At 71.2% G+C, this 19,645-nt stretch carries 22 protein-coding genes and 1 tRNA gene; 4 read left to right on the forward strand and 19 right to left on the reverse strand.

Going from position 1 to position 19,645, the window contains the following annotated elements; genetic code table 11:
* The first annotated feature begins 143 nt into the window (after window positions 1-143).
* The gene (locus QQK26_RS10760) at window positions 144-1,544 is read left to right on the forward strand and encodes an MFS transporter (RefSeq protein WP_284232572.1); all 1,401 of its coding nucleotides are present in this window, start codon (window positions 144-146) and stop codon (window positions 1,542-1,544) included.
* 223 nt (window positions 1,545-1,767) lie between these two features.
* On the opposite strand, the gene QQK26_RS10765 is transcribed toward QQK26_RS10760, so the two are convergent.
* Both QQK26_RS10765 and QQK26_RS10770 read right to left on the reverse strand, forming a co-directional pair.
* Window positions 1,768-2,346, reverse strand: coding sequence for a GNAT family N-acetyltransferase (locus QQK26_RS10765; protein WP_284232574.1), 579 nt, complete (start codon window positions 2,344-2,346; stop codon window positions 1,768-1,770).
* 84 nt (window positions 2,347-2,430) lie between these two features.
* On the reverse strand, window positions 2,431-3,039 hold the full coding sequence (locus QQK26_RS10770; protein WP_284232576.1) for a histidine phosphatase family protein: 609 nt from the start codon (window positions 3,037-3,039) through the stop codon (window positions 2,431-2,433).
* 123 nt (window positions 3,040-3,162) lie between these two features.
* Here QQK26_RS10770 and QQK26_RS10775 point away from each other — a divergent pair, with 123 nt between their 5' ends.
* Window positions 3,163-3,627, forward strand: coding sequence for a VanZ family protein (locus QQK26_RS10775; protein WP_284232578.1), 465 nt, complete (start codon window positions 3,163-3,165; stop codon window positions 3,625-3,627).
* Here the strand turns inward: QQK26_RS10775 and QQK26_RS10780 are convergent.
* The 8 genes from QQK26_RS10780 to QQK26_RS10815 form a co-directional block, all read right to left on the reverse strand.
* Window positions 3,597-3,884, reverse strand: coding sequence for a hypothetical protein (locus tag QQK26_RS10780; RefSeq protein ID WP_284232581.1), 288 nt, complete (start codon window positions 3,882-3,884; stop codon window positions 3,597-3,599). The genes QQK26_RS10775 and QQK26_RS10780 overlap by 31 nt on opposite strands.
* A gap of 35 nt (window positions 3,885-3,919) precedes the next feature.
* Window positions 3,920-4,423 (reverse strand): LptM family lipoprotein, encoded by a 504-nt coding sequence (locus QQK26_RS10785; RefSeq protein ID WP_284232582.1) that lies wholly within the window; start codon window positions 4,421-4,423, stop codon window positions 3,920-3,922.
* Window positions 4,424-4,573: 150 nt separating this feature from the next.
* Window positions 4,574-5,437 carry a prenyltransferase gene (locus QQK26_RS10790; protein ID WP_284232584.1) on the reverse strand — a complete coding sequence of 288 codons (864 nt, stop codon included), beginning with the start codon at window positions 5,435-5,437 and terminating at the stop codon, window positions 4,574-4,576.
* Window positions 5,434-5,760 carry a lycopene cyclase domain-containing protein gene (locus tag QQK26_RS10795; protein WP_284232586.1) on the reverse strand — a complete coding sequence of 109 codons (327 nt, stop codon included), beginning with the start codon at window positions 5,758-5,760 and terminating at the stop codon, window positions 5,434-5,436. The genes QQK26_RS10790 and QQK26_RS10795 overlap by 4 nt, the downstream gene beginning before the upstream one ends.
* On the reverse strand, window positions 5,757-6,071 hold the full coding sequence (locus QQK26_RS10800) for a lycopene cyclase domain-containing protein (RefSeq protein WP_284232593.1): 315 nt from the start codon (window positions 6,069-6,071) through the stop codon (window positions 5,757-5,759). The genes QQK26_RS10795 and QQK26_RS10800 overlap by 4 nt, the downstream gene beginning before the upstream one ends.
* Window positions 6,071-7,633: a phytoene desaturase family protein gene (crtI, locus tag QQK26_RS10805; RefSeq protein ID WP_284232595.1), complete on the reverse strand. Its 1,563-nt coding sequence runs from the start codon at window positions 7,631-7,633 to the stop codon at window positions 6,071-6,073. The genes QQK26_RS10800 and crtI overlap by 1 nt, the downstream gene beginning before the upstream one ends.
* A complete protein-coding gene (locus QQK26_RS10810; protein ID WP_284232597.1) occupies window positions 7,630-8,520 on the reverse strand; it encodes a phytoene/squalene synthase family protein in 891 nt (296 codons plus the stop codon). The genes crtI and QQK26_RS10810 overlap by 4 nt, the downstream gene beginning before the upstream one ends.
* The gene (locus QQK26_RS10815) at window positions 8,520-9,461 is read right to left on the reverse strand and encodes a polyprenyl synthetase family protein (protein WP_284232598.1); all 942 of its coding nucleotides are present in this window, start codon (window positions 9,459-9,461) and stop codon (window positions 8,520-8,522) included. The genes QQK26_RS10810 and QQK26_RS10815 overlap by 1 nt, the downstream gene beginning before the upstream one ends.
* Before the next feature lie 171 nt (window positions 9,462-9,632).
* Between QQK26_RS10815 and idi the strand changes: the two genes are divergently transcribed.
* The gene (gene idi / locus QQK26_RS10820) at window positions 9,633-10,172 is read left to right on the forward strand and encodes an isopentenyl-diphosphate Delta-isomerase (RefSeq protein ID WP_284234566.1); all 540 of its coding nucleotides are present in this window, start codon (window positions 9,633-9,635) and stop codon (window positions 10,170-10,172) included.
* A gap of 395 nt (window positions 10,173-10,567) precedes the next feature.
* Here idi and dcd read toward each other — a convergent pair whose 3' ends face one another.
* Window positions 10,568-11,173: a dCTP deaminase gene (dcd, locus tag QQK26_RS10825; RefSeq protein WP_284232600.1), complete on the reverse strand. Its 606-nt coding sequence runs from the start codon at window positions 11,171-11,173 to the stop codon at window positions 10,568-10,570.
* A gap of 74 nt (window positions 11,174-11,247) precedes the next feature.
* Between dcd and QQK26_RS10830 the strand changes: the two genes are divergently transcribed.
* Window positions 11,248-11,321: transfer RNA gene (locus QQK26_RS10830), tRNA-Gly, on the forward strand.
* Here the strand turns inward: QQK26_RS10830 and QQK26_RS10835 are convergent.
* From QQK26_RS10835 to QQK26_RS10870, 8 genes are all read right to left on the reverse strand, one after another.
* Window positions 11,322-12,281: an MDR/zinc-dependent alcohol dehydrogenase-like family protein gene (locus QQK26_RS10835; RefSeq protein ID WP_284232602.1), complete on the reverse strand. Its 960-nt coding sequence runs from the start codon at window positions 12,279-12,281 to the stop codon at window positions 11,322-11,324.
* Window positions 12,278-13,078: an ABC transporter ATP-binding protein gene (locus QQK26_RS10840; protein WP_284232603.1), complete on the reverse strand. Its 801-nt coding sequence runs from the start codon at window positions 13,076-13,078 to the stop codon at window positions 12,278-12,280. Before QQK26_RS10840 ends, QQK26_RS10835 begins: the two co-directional genes overlap by 4 nt.
* Window positions 13,075-13,938, reverse strand: coding sequence for an ABC transporter ATP-binding protein (locus QQK26_RS10845; RefSeq protein WP_284232605.1), 864 nt, complete (start codon window positions 13,936-13,938; stop codon window positions 13,075-13,077). The genes QQK26_RS10840 and QQK26_RS10845 overlap by 4 nt, the downstream gene beginning before the upstream one ends.
* Window positions 13,935-14,963 carry an ABC transporter permease gene (locus QQK26_RS10850; RefSeq protein ID WP_284232607.1) on the reverse strand — a complete coding sequence of 343 codons (1,029 nt, stop codon included), beginning with the start codon at window positions 14,961-14,963 and terminating at the stop codon, window positions 13,935-13,937. Before QQK26_RS10850 ends, QQK26_RS10845 begins: the two co-directional genes overlap by 4 nt.
* A 1-nt stretch (window position 14,964) precedes the next feature.
* A complete protein-coding gene (locus QQK26_RS10855) occupies window positions 14,965-15,954 on the reverse strand; it encodes an ABC transporter permease (protein ID WP_284232609.1) in 990 nt (329 codons plus the stop codon).
* A gap of 31 nt (window positions 15,955-15,985) precedes the next feature.
* Window positions 15,986-17,680: an ABC transporter substrate-binding protein gene (locus QQK26_RS10860; protein WP_284232615.1), complete on the reverse strand. Its 1,695-nt coding sequence runs from the start codon at window positions 17,678-17,680 to the stop codon at window positions 15,986-15,988.
* A gap of 65 nt (window positions 17,681-17,745) precedes the next feature.
* Window positions 17,746-18,843: a Gfo/Idh/MocA family protein gene (locus QQK26_RS10865; RefSeq protein WP_284232617.1), complete on the reverse strand. Its 1,098-nt coding sequence runs from the start codon at window positions 18,841-18,843 to the stop codon at window positions 17,746-17,748.
* Complete coding sequence (locus QQK26_RS10870; protein ID WP_284232618.1) at window positions 18,840-19,589, reverse strand: sugar phosphate isomerase/epimerase family protein; 750 nt, start codon at window positions 19,587-19,589, stop codon at window positions 18,840-18,842. The genes QQK26_RS10865 and QQK26_RS10870 overlap by 4 nt, the downstream gene beginning before the upstream one ends.
* Between the last annotated feature and the right edge of the window lie 56 nt (window positions 19,590-19,645).

The raw sequence follows: 19,645 nt of genomic DNA on the forward strand, positions 1-19,645 counted from the left end.
TGGAGAAGGGAGGCGCGCGCCTACCTGCCGCCGGCGCGGGGAGCGCCGGGGACCTCCTCGAGACGATGGGACCGCATCCGCTCAGGCTACGCCCGCACCGAGGGGCTACCGCCCGTTCACCGGCTGTGGATAGCGTGAGCGCCATGACCGACGAGGCTCCTCGCATCCCCACCACCGCGAACACGGGCGCGGTCGCGACCATGGGCCTCGACCTGCAGGAGGGCAAGGTCGTGCCCCGCAGGCAGGTCGTCTCCTGGGCGCTCTGGGACTGGGCGACCCAGCCCTTCAACTCGGTGATCCTCACCTTCGTCTTCACGGCGCTCTACCTCACGACCGACACCTTCCTCGACCCGGGCGTCGCCGCCCTGCCCGACGGCGACCCGGCCAAGGATCGCGGGCTCGCCGAGCTGACGAGCGGCCTCGGCCTGGCCTCGACGGTGGCGGGACTCGCGATCGCCGCCATCGCTCCCGTGCTCGGGCAGCGCGCCGATGCGGCCGGCAAGCGCAAGTTCTGGCTGCTCGCCTACACGTTCGTGCTCATCGCGGTCACGGCCAGCCTCTTCCTGGTGCAGGGCCAGCCGTCCTTCTTCCAGCTCGGCGCCTGGCTCGTCGCGGTCGGCACCATCTTCAGCGAGCTCGCGGCCGTCAACTACAACGCGATGCTCGTGCAGGTCTCCACCCCCTCGACCGTCGGGCGGGTGAGCGGGCTCGGATGGGGGCTCGGCTACGTCGGCGGCATCATTGCGCTGGTCATCGTGGTCTCCGCGTACACGCTCGACTGGTTCGGGCTGCCCACGGAGAACGGCCTGCCGTTCCGGCTCGTCGCGGTCGGCTGCGCGGTCTGGATGCTCGTGTTCCTCATCCCGTTCATCCGCAACGTGCCGGAGGTGCCGCAGGAGGTGCGCCGCGAGCGGGTGAGCTTCCTCGCCAGCTACGGCGTGCTCTGGAACGACGTCGTCGACCTCTGGCGCACCAGCCGCCCCACCTTCTGGTTCCTGCTCGCCAGCGCCGTCTACCGCGACGGGCTCGCGGCGGTGTTCACCTTCGGCGCGGTCATCGCCAGCGCGGTCTTCGGCTTCGAGTTCCTGGAGGTCGTGATCTTCGGCATCGCCGCCAACCTCGTCGCCGGCGTCAGCACGATCGTCGCGGGACGCTACGACGACCGTTTCGGCGCCAAGGCCGTCATCACGACCGCGCTCGTCGGGCTCGTCGTCTCGGGCCTCGCCGTGTTCCTGCTGCGCGACGTCGGCACGATCGTGTTCTGGGTCTTCGGCCTCGCGCTCTGCCTCTTCGTCGGCCCGGCCCAGGCCTCGAGCCGGGCGCTGCTCGCCCGCGTGAGCCCGGTCGGTCGCGAGGGCGCAATCTTCGGGCTCTACGCCACCACCGGCCGGGCGGCCAGCTTCATCGCGCCCGGGCTCTGGACGCTCTTCATCACCCTCGCCGACTCCACCGCCTGGGGCGTGCTCGGCATCGTGATCGTGCTCGCGGTCGGCCTCGTGCTGCTGCTCCTGGTGCGACTGCCGCGGCACGTGCGCCGGGTGTAGCGGGCTGGCGCCGGGCTCGAGCCCGTCCGTCGTCCGGGCCATCCGCAATGTCTTCCCAAACGACGGAGATCGAACGCCTCCGACACCCGTCCCCGCGGGATCAAGCGCTGCACTCGGGCTGAGGAGGGCAGATCTCCGTCGTTTGGCAAGAGGACGAGCGGATGCGGGACGAGCGGATGCGGGACGCGCGGATGCGGGACGCGCGGATGCGGTGAACGCCCGCTCAGCCCGCCAGGTGCTCCGGGCGCAGCTCGAACACGAGGGACGTGCCGCCGTACCACGGGTCGGCCACGACGCCGATCTCCTCCGCGCCGAGCCGCCGCGCCACCCCCGCCGATGGCCCGTTGTCGTCGTACATGTCGATGACGAGCCGTTCCATCCCGGCGTCAAAGGCGGCCCCCGCGAGCGCCCGCGCCGCCTCGGTGGCGTAGCCGCGCCCGCCCGCGTCGGGGTGCAGCCGCCATCCGATCTCGTACTCGCCGACTAAGCCGGTGCCGACCGCGGGGTCAGTCGACTCCGAGTCGGCGAGGCGCGAGAGGCGCTGGATGCCGACTCCGCCGACCGTGCTGCCGGTGCCGCGCTCGACGATCGCCCACTGCAGGGCCAGCGGGTCCGCATCCGTCATCGCGAGGCGCGCGTCGATCCACTCGCGCGCCTGCGCCAGGTCGGTCATGGGCGTGAACGGCGGGTTGCTGAGCCAGCGGATGACCTCCATCCGCGAGTGGATGTCGAGCACCGCCTCGAGGTCGCCCCGCGAGGCCGGGTCGAAGGGGCGCAGGACGAGGCGCTCGGTCTCGGGCATCCTCCCAGTCTGGCGAGGCCGGCCTGAGCGGAGCCCGGGAGCGCGGCGGGCGGTCCCGACGCCCGGCGCGGACCCCCGAGGCGCTCAGCCCGCGATGCCCGCCCGGTGCTCGTCGCCCGTCTCGTCGCCCGTCTCCACGACCGCCTCGAGCGGCGAGCCGTTGATGGTGTCGACGGTCCAGACGTCCCCGGCCAGCGAGAACGTCGACACGGAGCCGTTGAGGATGCCGGGCACCGTGCGGCCGGCGAGGTCGGCGAGGGTGTAGCGGATGAGGGTGCCGTGGCAGACGATGAGCACGTCGGCGTCCGGATAGTCGGCGGCCACCTTCGCGAGGCCCGCGCGACCGCGGGCGACGACGTCGGCGAGCGGCTCCGCACCCGGGTAGTCGCGCTTCGGGTAGGCGGCCATGTTGGCGCTCGACGGCGCCCCCTCGAGGGGGCCGTAGTCGCGCTCGATGAGTTCGGGGTACGCCGGGCCGAGCTCCAGGCCGAGCTGCTCGGCGATGATCCGCGCCGTCTCGCGCGCCCGCGACAGCGGCGAGCTGACGATCGCCGTCCAGGGGCCTCCGGCGAGCGCGGCGGCCGCCTCGACGGCCTGCTGCCGGCCGGTGTCGTTGAGGGGGATGTCGGTCGCCCCCTGCAGCTTGTCGTTCAGATTCCAGTCGGTCTGGCCGTGGCGGATGAAGGCGTACACCCGACCATTCTCCCGGTCCGCGGCGGGGCACGGGACGGCGAGCGCAGCTGCGGGAGGCGGCGGCGGCGCGGCGCGCGGATGCCGTCCAGCGCATCCGCTCGACTCGGCGGCTAGATTGCACGGATGCGAGGCCCGACGGACGCTCCCCGCGGGCGTCGCCGGATCGCGCTCGCGGCCCTCGGCGTGTACGGCGCCGGCCTGCTGCTCGTGGTGCTCTGGCCGCAGCACGTCGATCGCGACATCGTGCCGCTCATCGAGCGCGTGCACGAGTGGTTCCCGCCTGTCACGCATGCGCGGGTGGAGTTCGCCGCGAACGTGCTGCTCTTCGTGCCGCCGGCCGCGCTGCTCGCGGCGCTGCTGCGGCGCCGACGCTGGCTCGTCGCGCCGATCGGCGTTGCGGCCTCGGGACTGATCGAGCTCGCGCAGGATGCGCTGCTGCCCGGCCGCACCGCCGACCTGCGCGACGTGCTCGCGAACGGCACGGGCGCCGTGCTCGGCCTGCTGCTCGCGCTGGTGCTCGACTGGCGGCGCGCCCGCCGGCTGCGGCGGGCTCCGGGCTACGACCTCGCCGGTGCTCGGAGGGCCTGAGTGCTGCCGGGGCGCAGGTGCGGGTGGTCGGTCGCCCCGCCGAGGTTCGGATTGCAGTAGACGAAGTCCTCCATCGCCAGCCCGAAGCGCTCCGCCACGGCACGGGAGTCGTCGCCCTCGGCGACCTCGTAACCGAGCAGGCCGGTTCCGTCGGAGGTCGTCGTGCCGCTCGCGCCCTCGCGCGGACCGCCGTCGACGACGGGCGGCACCTCGTGGAAGACCGGGAGGGTCCAGGTGAGCGGGGCGTAGGCGGTCATGCTGTCGAGGCAGCTCGGTCCCTCGCTGTGCGGCGTCAGCGAATCGCCATCACGCAGGACCAGCGCGTCCATGTGCGCGGGATCCCCCTTGCCGCGTTCGTCGGAGGTGTTGAACGACCCGAAGTACCAGCGCCAGCGGAATCCCCCGACCCCGAGCGCTCCTCGTTGATGCCGTGGGCGCCCGTGAGGTTGCCGCTGCAGTCGACCTCCCCGCCGGGCGGATCCGGCCAGAGGTAGGCGTCGGGCTCGTCCGCGCGATCCGAGACGAAGTCGACGATGTCGATCGAGTAGTCGTTGCCTCCGAGCGCCGTGACGATGACCTCACCACTGGTCGAGCCGAGCACCGGCACCAGCGTTCCAGTCGCGACGACGGTGCCCACCGCGATGTCCGGGAGAGCCGGTTCCGCCGCGACGTCCGGGGAGCGCTCCACCGTCCGCGACTCGGCCGACGGCGTCGGCTCCGGCCCCGCCTCACCCGTGCATCCGGCCAGCAGCAGCAGCGTCGCGATCGCGACGGCGACGATCGGTGCAGTGCGCATCCGTCCCCCGTTCCCCTGGGGAGAACCTAGCGGAGTCCGCGGGACCCGACACGTCGCTTCGGGGCGCTTCGACGACGAAGGGGCATGCGGCCGCGCGCCCCGATGTCGCCGGTGCGCCCCAAACCAGCAGAGGCAGGGCGCGAGACCTGATCAGCCGAACGTGACGATCCCGATGATGAGCATCGTCACGAGCGCGCCGGTGACGTAGTTGAGCCAGAGGAACCGCTTCCAGCCGCGGTTCGCGCCTTCCGCATCCGCTTCGCGCACCGACCACCAGGGCAGGATGCTCACGGCGTACGGCAGCGCCAGCAGGCCGGCCCAGGCGGCGGGCGGACCGGCGAAGGCGAGCAGCACCCCGGCGGCGACGTAGAGCAGCACGGAGAGCTTCACCGTGGGCGCGGCGCCGATGACGGTGGCGATCGAGCCGATGCCGCCCTCGCGGTCGGCGATGATGTCCTGCACCGCGCCGAAGGCGTGGCTGGCCATGCCCCAGAGGAAGAAGGCGCCGAGCACCAGCCACGCCGTGGCGTCGAACGAGCCCCCGGCCAGCGCGAGCCCGTACACCGCCGGGCTCACGAAGTGCGTGCTCGAGGTGAGCGAGTCGAGGAACGGGCGCTCCTTGAAGCGCAGCACCGGCGCCGAGTAGGCGATCACCGCGAAGACGCTCACGGCGAGCACCACCCACGACAGCGCGCTGCCGAGCGCCACCAGCGCGACGAGGAAGGGCACGTTCGTGACGACGACCGCCCAGAGCGTGGTGCGGTGGAAGCGCCGATCGAGCAACGCGCCCTCCACGCCGCCCTTGCGCGGATTGCGCAGGTCGCTCTCGTAGTCGAAGACGTCGTTGATGCCGTACATCGCCAGGTTGTAGGGCACCAGGAAGTAGATCGTGCCGATCGCCCAGGCCAGGTCGATGCCGCCGTGCACCAGCAGGTACGCCACGGCGAAGGGGTAGGCCGTGTTGACCCAGCTGAGCGGACGGCTGGAGAGCAGCAGGGCGCGGACGGTGCTCACGACGGGTCCTTCTTCTCGGGGCGGGGACGACGGGCTGCGGGCAGCAGGTGCCACAGCGCCGGCAGCATGACGACGGCGGCGATCGCGTACGCGAAGTCCTCGAGGGGCGCGATGCCGATGAACTGGCCGCTGATGCGGTCGGCGTCGTAGGCCACGAGGCCGACGCCGATCATGATGTTGTCGAACACCGCCGTCATGACGAGCAGGATCGCAGCGGATGCGAGCAGCGCCCGCCAGCGCGGCGGGCGCCGTCGCGCGACGGCCAGCACCGCGACCGCCGCGACGACGGCCAGGAACACGGCGTTGAGCGCCCAGTACGTCACGCGCGCGCCTCCCGCCGCTCGAACGCGCCGTAGAGGTTCATCGTCAGGTAGCAGAGCAGGGTGAGGAAGAAGACCTCCTCGATCGGGAGCTCCGGAGCGATCTGCAGCCCGGTCATGAACGCGGTCTCGCCGCGGAAGAAGATGCCGAGGCCGATGCCGAAGAGGTCCCAGATGAGGAAGAAGACGATCCCGATGGGCAGCACGATCGCGGCCCGCCGCGCGTCCCGCCAGAAGAACAGGCGGAAGCGCCGGTCGAGCACGACCATGCCCGTGATCGAGATGCCCAGGGCGACGAGGTAGAGGACGCCCATCAGCCGGCGGGCACCCGCACCGGCTCGTCGAGCGGCTCGGTCGAGGTGTCGCCGCGCAGACGCTTCGCCAGCGCCTCGGCGCTGATGAGGCACATCGGCAGGCCGATGCCCGGCGTCGTCGATGCCCCCGCGTAGAAGAGGTTCTGCAGCTGCTTGTCGGCGTTGGACGCGCGGAACATGGCGCTCTGGCCGAGCGTGTGCGCCGGCCCGCCGAGCGCGCCGCCCCGGAAGGCGCCGAAGTCGTCGACGAAGTCGCCCGGACCGTAGGTGCGGCGCACGCGGATGCGGCCCGCCAGATCGTCGATGCCCGCCCAGTCGGCGACCTGCCGGATCACCCGGTCGGCGTAGCGCTCGACGGCGGGGGAGCCGTCGCCGTCCTCCTCGCCGTGACCGATGCCGGGATCGGCCGGCACCGGGATCAGCACGAAGAGGTTCTCCATGCCCTCCGGCGCCGTGGTCGCGTCGATGCCGCTGGGCTTGCAGACGTAGACGCTCGGCACATCGGGCAGGCGCGGCGCATCGCCGTAGATGGCGTCGAAGTTGGCGTGCCAGTCGCTGGTGAAGAAGAGGTTGTGGTGCTCGAGCTCGGGCACCCGTCCCTCGATGCCGAGGTAGACGAGGATCGCGCTGAATCCGGGCGGCACCTTCGACCAGCGGCGCTCGTCCTGCCTGCCGAGCAGGGCCGTCTCCGTGCGGTGGCGGTCGGCGGCGCTGACGACCGCATCCGCCTCCATCCGCTCGCCCGAGGCCAGCTCCACGCCGGTCGCGCGGGACCCCTGCTGCAGGATGCGCGCCACCGGCGCGCCGGTGCGGATCGCGACGCCGGCGCCCTCGGCCACGCGGCGGATCGCATCGATGACGGTGCCGAAGCCGCCCTGCGGGTAGAGCACGCCGCCCTCGAGGTCTAGGTGGCTCATCAGGTGGTAGAGGCTCGGCGTCGAGTAGGGCGAGCCGCCGAGGAAGACGGCCGGGTAGCCGAGGATCTGCCGCAGGCGCACATCGTCGGTGACCGTCGCCGCGTAGCCGTCGAGGCTCTGCGTGAGCAGTCGCACCAGCTTGGGCAGCCGCGCCAGCACCTCGGGGGCGAGGAAGACGGGCCGCAGCGAGCCGAAGCTCGTGTAGAGGAAGCGCCGCTTGGCCAGCTCGTACGCCTCCTCGGAGGAGTCGAGGTACCGCTCGAGGCGTGCGCCGGAACCGGGGTCGAGGCGGTCGAAGAGCGCCACGTTGGCCTCGCGGCTGGCGGCCACGTCGATCGGCTCGCGCTCGCCCTCGGCGAAGACGCGGTAACCGGGGTCGAGGCGCACCAGCTCGAGCTGCTCGTCGGCGCTCGTGCTGAAGAGGCGGAAGAAGTGGTCGAACACCTCCGGCATGAGGTACCAGCTGGGGCCCATGTCGAAGCGGAAGCCGTCGCGCTCCCAGACGCCGGCGCGACCGCCGAGCACGTCCCGCCCCTCGAGCAGCGTCGCCTCGTGACCGTCGCGGGCGAGCAGGGCGGCGGATGCGAGGCCGCCGATGCCGCCGCCGATGACGATCACGCGGCTGCCGGGCTCGAGCGCGCTCACTTCGTCACCGCCTGCGCCGCGAGCCGCCATTTCACCGCGGCGGGCACGCGCACCCGCGCCTCGATGAGCCGGTCGGCGGGCGTGCGGCGGATGCGCTCGTTGAGCTCCTGGAACAGCGCCTGCGCCAGCCACACGGCCCGGCGGGCGCCCACCGGCAGCTCCGGCACGATGGCCGCGGAGACGGCCAGGTCGGCATCGATGTCGGCGACGAGTCGCAGCTTGTCCTCCTCGGTGAACGATCCGACCGCAACGCCCGGGAAGTAGCTGCGGCCGAGGGTCGTGAAGTCGGCCGCGAGGTCGCGCAGGAAGTTGACCTTCTGGAACGCGGCGCCGAGCCTGCGGGCGCCGTCGACGAGCCGCGCATCCTGCTCCGGCGTCACGGTCTCGCCGTGCAGGAAGGCGCGCAGGCACATCAGGCCGACCACCTCGGCGCTGCCGTAGACGTACTCGTCGAAGCTGCGCTCGTCGTGCTCGCCCTGGTCGAGGTCCATCCGCATCGAGGCGAAGAAGGGCCGGGTCAGCTCGGTGCCGAAGCCGGTGGCCAGGGCGGTGCGCGCGAAGGCGTGCACGACGAGGTTGGCGCTGAAGCCGTCCTCGAGCGCCTGCTCGGTGTCGCGCTCCAGGTCGTTGAGGATGCGCGCGGCGGCGAGCGCATCGAGCCCGGCCTGCGCGGTCGCGCCGTCGACGATCTCGTCGGCGACGCGCACGAGCGCGTAGACGTCCTCCACCTGCGATCGGATGGCCGGCGACAGCAGCCGCGTCGCCATCGCGAACGAGGTGGAGTAGCGGGCGATCACGACGCGCGAGGAGTCGTGCGCCACGGAGCTGTAGAGGTCGAGGCGGCCCTCGGGGGCGTGACGGCGCTCCCGGCCCTGCTGCGCGGTCATCAGCGCACCCGGTCCAGCATCGGCTCGACCAGCGGACGGATGGAGGTCCGCACCGCCTCCGGCACCCACTCGTGGTCGAGCAGCGCGCTCGCCCGGGCGGCGTGCTCGCGCACCAGCTCCTCGGCGAAGGCGCGGGCCCCGCACGCCTCGAGCGCGACGCGCGCGGTGCCCGCCTCGTCCTCGCAGAGGTCGGGTTTGCCGACGAGGTGCTGCAGATCGGCCCACGCGCTCGTGCGGGCGGCGTAGGCGATCAGCGCCGTGCGCTTGCCCTCGCGCAGGTCGCCGAGCGTGGTCTTGCCGGTCTGCCCCTCGTCGCCGAACACGCCGAGCAGGTCGTCGACGATCTGGTACGCCACACCGAGCTCGCGACCCGCCTCGGCGAGGGCGTCGACGACGCGCAGCTCGGCGCCGGCGAGCAGCGCGCCTGCCTGCAGCGGGCACTCGAAGGAGTAGACCGCGGTCTTGTAACGCTCCATGAGCACGATGTCGTCGACCTCGGCGGCCGAGTGCAGCGACATGTCCAGGTCCATGAGCTCACCGGCGGCCGAGGCGAAGAGCGCCTCGTCCATGACCTCCAGCAGGCGCTCGCGCAGCACGTCCTCCACACCGGAGTGGTCGATGAGCCGGTGCGCGGCCGAGAGCGCCAGGTCGCCGGCGATGACGGCAGCGGATGCACCGCGGTGCGCCGCGTCCTCGGGGCTCGCGCCGCGCTGCAGCGCGCGCTCGCGGTAGTGCCCCGCGACGTTGGGCACGCCGCGGCGGTGGAAGTCGTGGTCGATCACGTCGTCGTGCAGCACGAGCGCGGTGTGCAGCAGTTCGAAGGCGGCGGCGACGTAGGCCGCCGCGGTGCGGTCGGTGCCGCCGAGCGCCTCGTAGGTGGCGATGACCAGGCGGGGTCGGAACCGCTTGCCCCCGCCGTCGCCCGCTCCAGCTCGGCCCACAGCTCGGCGAAATCGGGACCGTAGACGGCAGCGCGGCGGCGACTGATCGCGAAGTGCCGCTCGAGCACCGCGTCCACCGCGGGCCCAGCCTCCCGGGCCTCGATGATCGGGGGCTGCGCTTCCATACTTGAGGGTAACGTGGGGGCGTTCCGCGACCAGGAGGCGACGCAGGTGGTACACAGCAATACGGGCACCCCGCTCGACGAGGAGCTCGTCGTGCTGCTCGACGAGGCCGGAGCCCCCATCGGCACCGCCGCCAAGGCCACCGTGCACGACACGGAGACGCCGTTGCACCTGGCCTTCTCGTGCCATGTGGTGGACGCCGAGGGCCGCGTGCTGGTGACCCGACGCGCGCTGTCGAAGCTCACCTGGCCCGGCGTCTGGACCAACTCGTTCTGCGGCCACCCGGCCCCCGGGGAGTCCTTCGAGGACGCCATCCGCCGCCGCGCCCGCTTCGAGCTCGGCGCCGAGATCGAGGCCATCGAGCCGGTGCTGCCCGACTTCCGCTACCGCGCCGTCGACGCCAGCGGCATCGTCGAGCACGAGGTCTGCCCGGTCTACCGCGCGCGCCTGGTCGGCGAGCTGCAGCCGAACCCGGCCGAGGTCGAGGAATTCGCCTGGACCACCCCCGAGTCACTGCGCGAGTCGGTGCTCGGCACCCGCTTCGCCTTCAGCCCCTGGCTCGTCTGGCAGCTCGAGCAGGGCGCCTGACGGCTCCGGCAGCCTGCCTCCGCCGCCCCTCCCCGGCCGCACCACCCCGCCCCTCAATCCCGCTCGCCCTTCGATCCCAAGTGACGGACTTCCCGCGGGCGACAGCGCACCGACGCAGGCGACCGGATGCGCATCCGCTCGATCCCCGTCATTCGGGATCAGGCAGCCCGCGCGTCCCCGGCAGAACCAGGCAGCCCCTCACAGGCCGCACCTCCCCGCCCCCTCATCCCGAATGACGGAACTCGCGGCAGCGACAGCGCACCGACGCAGGCGAGCGGATGCGCATCCGCTCGATCCCCGTCATTCGGGATCAGGCAGCCCGCGCGTCCCCGGCAGAACCAGGCAGCACCAGGTCGCACCAGGTCGCACGAGGCAGCACTGACGAGCGGATGCGGTCAGCCGCCGAGCGCGCCCGCCTCGGTCACCGACACGTCGGTGCGGTGGAAGTTCTTGAACGAGCGCGAGGCGGTCGGCCCGCGCTGGCCCTGGTACCGCGAGCTGTAGTCGGCCGAGCCGTAGGGCTTCTCGGCCGGAGAGGTGAGCTTGAAGAAGCAGAGCTGGCCGATCTTCATGCCGGGCCAGAGCTTGATCGGCAGCGTCGCGACGTTGCTCAGCTCCAGGGTGACGTGCCCCGAGAAGCCGGGGTCGATGAAGCCGGCGGTCGAGTGCGTCAGCAGACCGAGACGTCCCAGCGAGCTCTTGCCCTCGAGGCGCGCGGCGATGTCGTCGGGCAGGGTCACCTGCTCGTAGGTCGCGCCGAGCACGAACTCGCCCGGGTGCAGGATGAACGGCTCATTCGGATCGGACTCGATGAGCCGCGTGAGCTCCGGCTGGTCGACCGACGGATCGATGAACGGGTACTTGTGGTTGTCGAAGAGCCGGAAGAACCGATCGAGGCGCACGTCGAAGCTCGAGGGCTGCAGCAGCTCGGGCAGGTACGGGTCGAGGCCGATGCGGCCGCCCTCGATCTGAGCCCGGATGTCGCGGTCGGAGAGGAGCATGCCGCAAGCGTAGAGCCTGGCGCCCACCCTGCTGGGTCACGCTAGGATCGGATGCACCGCCGGAAGGCGGCATCGCGGATGTAGTTCAATGGTAGAACTTCAGCTTCCCAAGCTGATAGCGCGGGTTCGATTCCCGTCATCCGCTCCATCAGGCGCCGCTCCAGTCGAACACGACCGTGAGCTCGGATGCGGTCCGCCCAGCCAGCGCCTCGAACGCCGGCTGCGCGCCGCTCGGCGGCACGACCCGGGCCAGGCCGTCGACCCGGACGGTTCCGTCCGCCAGCCAGTCGATCGCGCGGCGGAAGTTGCCGTGCACGCTGCCGGTGCGGAAGTCGGACGGCTGCATCGGCAGCTGCCACTCCCATCCGCTGCGCACATGCAGGTAGCGGTGGAACACGAGGTGCAGCAGCTCGTGGGCCGAGGCGTCGCTGCGGCGCGCCCAGGGCGTGCCCGTCAGCACGAGCTCGCCGCCGCGGGCCACCACGCGAGCGGCCGCCAGAGCCGCCCCGTCGTGACCGGAGGCCTCCACGACGAGTTCGAACTCGTCGCCGTCGGCTCGCGCGCGCACGGCGACCCCGTCCGGCAGGTGCGACCGACGCTCGGCCACCGGATCCCAGGCGGTCACGCGATAGCCGCTCGCGTGGAAGGCCTTGGCGGCGAGGTTGCCGACCAGCCCGAGACCGGAGATGCCGACCCGGTCGCCCGGGCGGGCCCTCGTCGTGACGAGCGCCGCCATCGGCACGGCGATCATGCGCGCGAAGACGGCATCGCTGGGGTCCAGGCCGACCGGCAGCGGCACGACGGCTGCTGCGTCGGCCCGCTGCCTCGCGGCGTGCGGTCCGGCATGGAAGACGCGGTCGCCGACCGACAGCTCCCGCACGTCGGCGCCGAGCTCGTCGATCTCGAAGACCGCCGCATAGCCGATGCGACGCGGGAACTCGACGCCCGACGGGTCCGCGGGGGCGAAGGCGCTGGCGAGCTCGGTGCCGGGGCTGACGAGGCTCGCGAGCGTGCGCCCGGCGACCTCGTGCGCGCCGAGCGGGGCCGATGGGCCGTCCTCCACCAGCTCGACGCGTCCGGGGCCGCTCACCTGCAGACTGGTGCTCATCCGGCCGCCCTCCCGGTGCCGAAATGCGTCTCCGGGTTCGGCGATGCCGCGAGCAGCCGCTTCGTGTAGTCCTCCTGCGGGTTCAGGATCACCTCGTTCGACGGCCCGCGCTCCACGACCGAGCCCTTGTAGAGCACGAGGATCTCATCGCTGAAGTGCCGCGCGGTGGCGAGGTCGTGGGTGATGTAGAGCACGCCGAGGTTCTCCTCGCGCTGCAGTCTGCCCAGCAGGTTCAGCACTCCGAGACGGATGGAGACGTCGAGCATCGAGACCGGCTCGTCGGCGATGAGAATGCTGGGCGCGGGCGCCAGCGCCCTGGCGATCGCGACGCGCTGTCGCTGTCCGCCGGAGAGCTCGTGCGGCTTGCGCTCGGCCATGGAGGTGCCGGGCACGAGCTGCACCCGCTCGAGGAGCTTCGCGACCTGCTCGTCGACGTCGGACCCGGACGCGCGACCGTGCAGCAGCAGCGGTCGCTGCAGGTGGTGGCCGATCGTGTGGAACGGGTTGAGCGACGCGAACGGGTCCTGGAAGACCATCTGCACCTCACCCCGGTAGCGAGTGAGGCCCCGCCCGCGGCGCGCCACCGGCTCGCCGTCGAGCAGGATCTCGCCGCTGCTGGGCCGCTCGAGCTGGGCGAGCATCTTCGCGATCGTCGACTTGCCCGATCCGCTCTGCCCGACCAGCGCGATGGTGCGGCCGGGCTGGAGGGTGAAGCTCACCCCGTCGACGGCGCGGAAGCGCGAGCCGCCGCGCACGCGGTACTCCTTGGTGACGTTCCTGAACTCGAGCACGCTCATGCGGCGCTCCCTCCGTTCGACTGCGATCCGTCACCGCTGCGCACGAAGGCGCCGCGCTCCCCGGTGAGGCTGGGGAACGACTCGAGCAGTCGCTGCGTGTACGGGTGCTGCGCGTGCCGGTAGATGCGATCGGCGCTGTCGAGCTCGACGATGCCGCCCTGCAGCATGACCGCGATGCGGTCGCTGATCTCCAGCAGCAGCGGCAGGTCGTGGGTGATGAAGACGACCGAGAAGCCGAAGGTGCGGCGCAGCTCGCTGATCTCCTGCAGGATGTCCCGCTGCACGAGCACGTCGAGCGCGGTGGTGGGCTCGTCCATGATCATGAGCTGCGGCTTGAGGGCGAGCGCCATGGCGATCATCACGCGCTGCCGCATACCGCCCGACAGCTCGTGCGGGTACGACTTCAGCCGGTCGCGCCCGACCCCGATCAGGTCGAGCAGGGCGGCGCTCTCCTCGCGGCGCTCCGCCCGCTTCATGCCCGGGCGGTGCGTCGTGAAGATGTCGTCGATCTGGTCGCCGATCGCGGCGACCGGGTTCAGCGCGTTCATCGCTCCCTGGAACACCATCGACACCTTGTCCCAGCGGTACCGGCGCAGCTGCGCGCTGGTGAGCGCGTTCACGTCGATATCGGTGCCGTCGCGATCGTGCAGCACCGCCGAGCCCGAGGTGATGACGGCCGGGGGCTTGAGCAGCCGGTTGATGCCGTAGGCCAGCGTCGTCTTGCCGCATCCGGACTCGCCGGCGAGCCCGAGGATCTCCCCGCGGGCGAGCTCGAGGTTGACGTCGCGCACCGCATGCACGGGCTGCTCGACCTCGTAGACGATGTTGTAGTCGGTGACGCTCAGCAGCACGTCGTTCATGCGATGACCCCGCCTTCGGCCGTGCCGCCGAGGCGGCGCTTGATGCGCTTCTTGTCCCTGTGCAGCTTCGCCGTGCGCAGCTTCGGGTCGACGACCTCGTCGATCGCGAAATTGACCAGGGAGAGCGCGCCGCCGAGCACCGCGATGAGCACGCCCGGCGGGATGAACCACCACCAGGCGCCCAGCGTGAGCGCGAAGCCGTTCTGCGCCTGGAACAGCATGGTGCCCCAGGTGAAGGTGCCGGAGGCGCCGAGACCGAGGTAGCTCAGCCCGGCCTCGCCGAGGATCGCGGCGATGACCGCGAGCACGAACTGCGCCGCCAGCACCGGCACGAGGTTCGGCAGGATCTCGACGCCGATGATGCGCCACGACTTCTCACCGGCGACGCGGGCCGCGGCGACGTAGTCGCGGTTGCGCAGGCTGAGGGTCACGGACCTCAGCACCCTCGCCGAGGCCGCCCAGCTGGTGATCGCCAGCACCACCGCCAGCACCCAGATGCTCTTCTCGGCCACGTAGCTCGAGATCACGATCACGAGGGGCAGGCCGGGGATGACCAGCATCACGTTGGTGAAGAGCGAGAACGACTCGTCGAGCCAGCCCCCGATGTAGCTGCCGATCACGCCGAACAGCACCGAGAGCAGCAGTGCGAGCACGCCGACGACGAGTCCGATCAGCAGGGAGCCGCGGGTGGCGTACGCCAGCTGCGCGAGCACGTCCTGGCCGGTCTGCGTGGTGCCGAGCGGGAACTCGCCGCTCGGCGGCGTGCGGCCGATGTCGCGGATGTCCAGCGGATCGCCCACCAGGAACGGCCCGATGACGCCGAACAGCACGATGACGAGGATGAGGGCGAGTCCGATGACGAGTTTGGGCGAGAGGCCGCGCACGCGCTCCCCGAGGCCCCTGGGTCGGCGGCCGGGCTGCGCCGCCAGGTTGCTCGTCGCGGGTTCCACGCCGCGACGCGGCACGGTCATGGACGCGCCGCTGCCGTCGACGCCCGCGAGCGGGTCGATTCTGCGATCGGTCATGTCAGCTCCTCGCTCGCGTGCGCGGATCGACCAGGCCGTAGAGCAGGTCGACGATGAGATTGGCCCCGAGCACCGCGACGGTGATCACCAGGAAGACGCCCTGCATGAGCGCGTAGTCGCTGTTGTTGACGGCCTGCAGCAGGGTGCTGCCGATGCCCGGGTAGGAGAAGACCTGCTCGGTGACGATCGACCCTGAGACGACGAAGCCGAGCGAGATCGCGAAGCCCGCCACGGAGGGCAGGATCGCGTTGCGCGCGGCGTAGCGCATCATGATGCGGGTCGGCCGCAGCCCCTTGGCCTCGGCCGTGACGATGTAGTCCTCCGAGAGCGTGGAGACCATCATGTTGCGCATGCCGAGCAGCCACCCGCCGAACGAGGAGACCACGATGGTGATGGCCGGGAGCGTGCCGTAGTAGACGGCACTCTGGATGAAGTCCCAGTTCCATCCGACCGACGCGTACACGTAGTCGTAGCCGCCGCTCACCGGGAACACCGATGAGACGACCGCGAACAGGTACAGCAGCAGCAGCGCGAGCCAGAAGTACGGCACCGCCTGGAACATGGTCGTGACGGGAACGAGGTTGTCGAGCCACGAGCCGCGCTTCCAGCCGGCCAGCATGCCGAGACCGATGCCGACCAGGAACGCGAGCACCGTCGCGATGCCGATCAGGCTCACGGTCCAGGGCAACGCCTGGCCGATGATCTCGAGCACCGGCTGGGGGTAGTACGTGATCGACACCCCGAGGTCGCCGGTCACGATGCCGCGCAGGTAGTCCGCGTACTGCACGATCAGGGGCGCATCGGAGTCGCCGCCGAGCAGGAGGGCGATGCTGTCGCGCAGCTCCGGAGTGACCGGGCCCCGCGCGGCGAGCTTCTGGATGAGGATCTCCACCGGGTCGCCCGGCAGCAGACGAGGCAGCAGGAAGTTGATCGTCAACGCTCCCCACAGGGCCACCAGATAGAAGGCCAGCTTCCGGCCGAGGTAGCTCATCGCATCCCCCTCCCGTTCGACGACGCCGCCATCAGCTCACCGGGGTGATCGTCTTGAGGACGATGCCGTTGTCCCAGGAGCGGTCGGGCCGCGGGTAGGCGTAGAGGTCGTCCTCGGTCGGCCAGCCGTCGGCCTTCGCGGTGTTGTAGATCGACAGCGCGGAGTTGACGAGGATCGGGATGTACGGCATGTCGCGCACGATCTCGCCCTGCACGATGCCGTACTGCTCGGCCTTCGCCGCGACGTCCTGCGTCTGCGACGCCGCCTCGAGCGCCGCGTCCACCGTGGGGTTGGCGTAGCGCACGTAGTTGCGGTTCGAGGTCTCGCCGACCGGCGCCGTGTTCTCGGAGTGGTAGTGGTTCAGGTACAGGTAGTACGGGTCGGCGGCGACGCCCTGGCCGAGCGAGTCGAGCGAGAGCTCGAAGGTGCCCTGCACCTTGTTGTTCGTCCACTCCTGGTACGAGACCTGCGCGGGCTTGAGCTCGATGCCGGCCTCCAGCAGCTGCTGGCCGGCGGCGTCGATAGCGGCGATGTAGTCCGTCCATCCGGTCACGACCTGCACGGTGAGGCTGACGCGCACGCCGTCCTTCTCGTAGATGCCGTCGCTGCCGCGGGTGTAGCCGGCGCCCTCGAGCGCGTCGACCGCGGCCTCGACGTCGGCGCTGCCGGGCACGGGCTCCGAGTACTCGTCGGCGATGTACTGCTCATCGCGGTCGAGCAGCGCGAAGGTCGGCGACATGGTGCCGTTGTAGCTCGAGAAGGCGAGCTCGTTGAGCTGGTCGCGGTTGAGCGCGTGGTAGATCGCCTGGCGCACGGCCGGGTCGGTCTGCGGGCCCTCGCAGCCGAGCTCGACGCTCGAGCAGGTGAAGAACGAGGTCTGGTTGAGCGGCGTGTTCGTGTACTTGAGCGGGGTGCCCGAGAACACGGTGTCGATGTCGGGCAGGAAGATGCCGGCCCAGTCGATCTGCCCCGAGATCAGGGTGTCGGTGGCCGACTGGTTGCCGGTCAGCGAGATGTAGCGCACCGTGTCCATCGCGGGCCGGCCGCCCCAGTAGTCCTCATTGGCCGCGAGCACGTAGTTCTGCGTGCTGAACTCCTCGAGCGCGAAGGCACCCGTGCCGACCGGCTCGGTGTTCTGGTTGGTGGTGGGGTCGTCCCATTCCGACCAGATGTGCTCGGGCACGATGGCGGTGTTGCCGAGGTAGGAGACCGCATCGGTGTAGGACGGGCCGTCGAAGGTGAAGACGACGGTGTTCTCGTCGGGCTGCTCCACCTCGCCGTCGAAGCCGGCGGTGTTGAAGGCCGGGGTCTCCTTGATGAGATTGAAGGTGTACGCGACATCGGCCGCGGTGAACGGTTCGCCGTCGCTCCAGGTCACGCCCTCGCGGGTGGTGACGGTGAGCACCGAGCCGTCCTCGTTGAACTCGTAGCTCTCCCCGAGCAGCGGCTCCGGCTCGGCACCCGAGACGATGTTGTAGTAGAAGAGCGGCTCGTAGATCACGCCGAGCGTCGACTGCAGCGCCCCCGCGATGAACGGGTTGAAGTTCTCGGCGAAATCGCCGGTCACGCCCGTGTACACGACAACCTGCCCGGCGTTGCCGCCGGCGCCGCCTCCGTCATTCGCACCGCCGCCCGGGGCGCACCCCGTCAGCGCCAGCACCCCGGCGGCGATGATCCCTCCCGCGAGGAGGAGCTTGTTCCTCGTGCTGCTGCGTCGGCCCATCATGATCCCTTTCGTCGTTGAACGGTGATGCAGGTGCTGCTGCGCGCGCGGATGCGCGATCGTGCAGTTCAGGAGGCTCGGGTCGGGTCCCAGCCGTCGGGCAGGAGCGGCACCGGCTCGAACGAGCTGGCCACGGAGACGACGTCGCCGGATGCGGCGGCCTCGCTGAGCGAGACCATGACGTCCACGAGGTGGTAGGCGAGGTCGCCGGCGGCGCGCTCCGCGCGTCCGGCGAGGATCGCCTCCGCCAGTTCGGCCACGCCCGTTCCGCGCGTGGACGTCGAGCCTGATGCGCGCACGATCTCCGGCGCATCCGCTCCAGCCCGCCAGATCTCGATATCGCCGTCGAAGTCGTTCGGGTCCGGGAAGACGAGCGTGCCCTCCGTGCCGGAGATCTCCACGAAGCCCGCCCGGCGGCGGTGCGACTCGAAGCTGAAGACGCTCTGCGCGCTCGCACCGGACTCGAACCACAGCGTCGCGCCGATGTGGGTCGGCACCTCGACGGGGAAGGTCGTACCGGCCTTGGGTCCCGAGCCGATGGTGCGCCGCTCGTGCGCGGTCGACCCCGCCGCCGCGACCCTCGCGACGGGCCCGAACTGCTGGAAGAGGGCGACCAGGTAGTACGGGCCGACGTCGAACAGCGGCCCACCGCCGACGGCGAACAGGAATTCGGGGCTCGGATGCCAGGATTCGGGCCCCGGAGTCTGGAAGAGGGTGACCGCCGTCAGCGGCCTGCCGATGGCGCCGCCGTCGATGAGCCGCCTCGCGGTCTGCAGGCCGGCACCGAGGAAGGTGTCGGGCGCAGAGGCGATGCGCACGCCGGCCCTCGCCGCGGCATCGAGGAGCGCCCTGCCGCTCTCGCGGTCGAGCGCGAGCGGCTTCTCGCCCCAGACGTGCTTGCCGGCGGCGATGGCCGACAGCCCGACCTCGACGTGCGCAGCGGGGATCGTGAGATTCACGACGATGTCGACCCGGTCGTCGGCGAGCAGCTCGTCGACCGTGCCGTGCGACGGGATGGAGAACGACTCGGCCTGCGCGCGGGCGCGCTCCGGCAGCAGATCGGCGACGAAGACCACGTCGAGCACGGGGAACCGCGTGAGGTTCTCGAGGTACTGGGTGCTGATGACGCCTGCGCCGATGACGCCCACGCCGAGACGGCGGGTCATCCGGCCACCATCGCGGTGCGCAGGTGGTCGTGGCTCGCACGCACCGCCTCCAGGACGTCACCCCGATGGCCGTCGAGCTCCACGACGCGCAGGGCCTCGGGGGCGGCGTCGAGGATGGGGCCGAACTGCATGGCCCCCTCGCCGAGGGCGACCTGGTCGTCGTCGTCCTCCGTCAGCGGTCCGTCCTTGATGTGCAGCGCGGTGACCCGCCCGCCGACCCGGCGCAGCAGCGCCGGCACGTCGGATTCGCCGCCGACCACCGCCCAGTACGTGTCGACCTGCAGCTGCACGGCCTCGTCGAGGTGCTCGGCGAGCAGTTCGAACGCGGAGACGCCGCCGAAGCGGTTCGCGAACTCGAACGCGTGGTTGTGGTAGCCGATGGCGAGACCGCGGTCGGCCGCAGCGGCGGCGATCGCGTTCAGATCGGCGGCGACCGAGGCGATGCCGTCGCGGGTCGTCCACCGGGACTCGTCGATGAAGGGGTCGTAGACCGTCGCCACCCCGAGCGCCGCGGCCGCGTCGAAGATCTCGTCGAGATCGCGGTCGAGCAGTCGCGAGTGGGCGGTCGGCGCCACGAGTCCGTTCGCGGCGAGGCCGTCCCGGTACGCCTCGAAGCGGCGCACGAAGTCGTAGAGCTCAACCTTGCGGTAGCCGAAGCCGGCGATCGCGGCGAAGGTGCCGACGGCGTCGCGGTCGAGCTCGCCGCGCACCGTGTAGAGCTGCAGGGAGACGAGGTCGGCGCTCATCCGCGTCGCTCGTCGCTGGGCGCGAACGCCCCGGTGCTTCGGGTGCGGAGCATCAT

The sequence above is a fragment of the Arenivirga flava genome, assembly GCF_030161575.1.
GTDB lineage: Bacteria > Actinomycetota > Actinomycetes > Actinomycetales > Microbacteriaceae > Arenivirga > Arenivirga flava.

Excerpts from the sequence above, each read along its gene's own strand:
- QQK26_RS10800 (WP_284232593.1), bottom strand. The coding sequence starts at position 6,071 with ATGGGCGTCCTCTACCTCGTCGCCCTGGGCATCTCGATCACGGGCATG.
- QQK26_RS10835 (WP_284232602.1), bottom strand. The coding sequence starts at position 12,281 with ATGAGCACCAGTCTGCAGGTGAGCGGCCCCGGACGCGTCGAGCTGGTG.
- QQK26_RS10840 (WP_284232603.1), bottom strand. The coding sequence starts at position 13,078 with ATGAGCGTGCTCGAGTTCAGGAACGTCACCAAGGAGTACCGCGTGCGC.
- QQK26_RS10850 (WP_284232607.1), bottom strand. The coding sequence starts at position 14,963 with ATGACCGATCGCAGAATCGACCCGCTCGCGGGCGTCGACGGCAGCGGC.
- QQK26_RS10860 (WP_284232615.1), bottom strand. The coding sequence starts at position 17,680 with ATGATGGGCCGACGCAGCAGCACGAGGAACAAGCTCCTCCTCGCGGGA.
- QQK26_RS10760 (WP_284232572.1), top strand. The coding sequence starts at position 144 with ATGACCGACGAGGCTCCTCGCATCCCCACCACCGCGAACACGGGCGCG.
- QQK26_RS10780 (WP_284232581.1), bottom strand. The coding sequence starts at position 3,884 with ATGACCGCCTACGCCCCGCTCACCTGGACCCTCCCGGTCTTCCACGAG.
- QQK26_RS10855 (WP_284232609.1), bottom strand. The coding sequence starts at position 15,954 with ATGAGCTACCTCGGCCGGAAGCTGGCCTTCTATCTGGTGGCCCTGTGG.
- QQK26_RS10865 (WP_284232617.1), bottom strand. The coding sequence starts at position 18,843 with ATGACCCGCCGTCTCGGCGTGGGCGTCATCGGCGCAGGCGTCATCAGC.
- QQK26_RS10870 (WP_284232618.1), bottom strand. The coding sequence starts at position 19,589 with ATGAGCGCCGACCTCGTCTCCCTGCAGCTCTACACGGTGCGCGGCGAG.
- QQK26_RS10785 (WP_284232582.1), bottom strand. The coding sequence starts at position 4,423 with ATGCGCACTGCACCGATCGTCGCCGTCGCGATCGCGACGCTGCTGCTG.
- QQK26_RS10765 (WP_284232574.1), bottom strand. The coding sequence starts at position 2,346 with ATGCCCGAGACCGAGCGCCTCGTCCTGCGCCCCTTCGACCCGGCCTCG.
- QQK26_RS10810 (WP_284232597.1), bottom strand. The coding sequence starts at position 8,520 with ATGACCGCGCAGCAGGGCCGGGAGCGCCGTCACGCCCCCGAGGGCCGC.
- dcd (WP_284232600.1), bottom strand. The coding sequence starts at position 11,173 with ATGCTCCTCTCCGACCGCGACATCCGGGCTCAGATCGAGGGCGGCCGC.
- QQK26_RS10845 (WP_284232605.1), bottom strand. The coding sequence starts at position 13,938 with ATGAACGACGTGCTGCTGAGCGTCACCGACTACAACATCGTCTACGAG.
- QQK26_RS10775 (WP_284232578.1), top strand. The coding sequence starts at position 3,163 with ATGCGAGGCCCGACGGACGCTCCCCGCGGGCGTCGCCGGATCGCGCTC.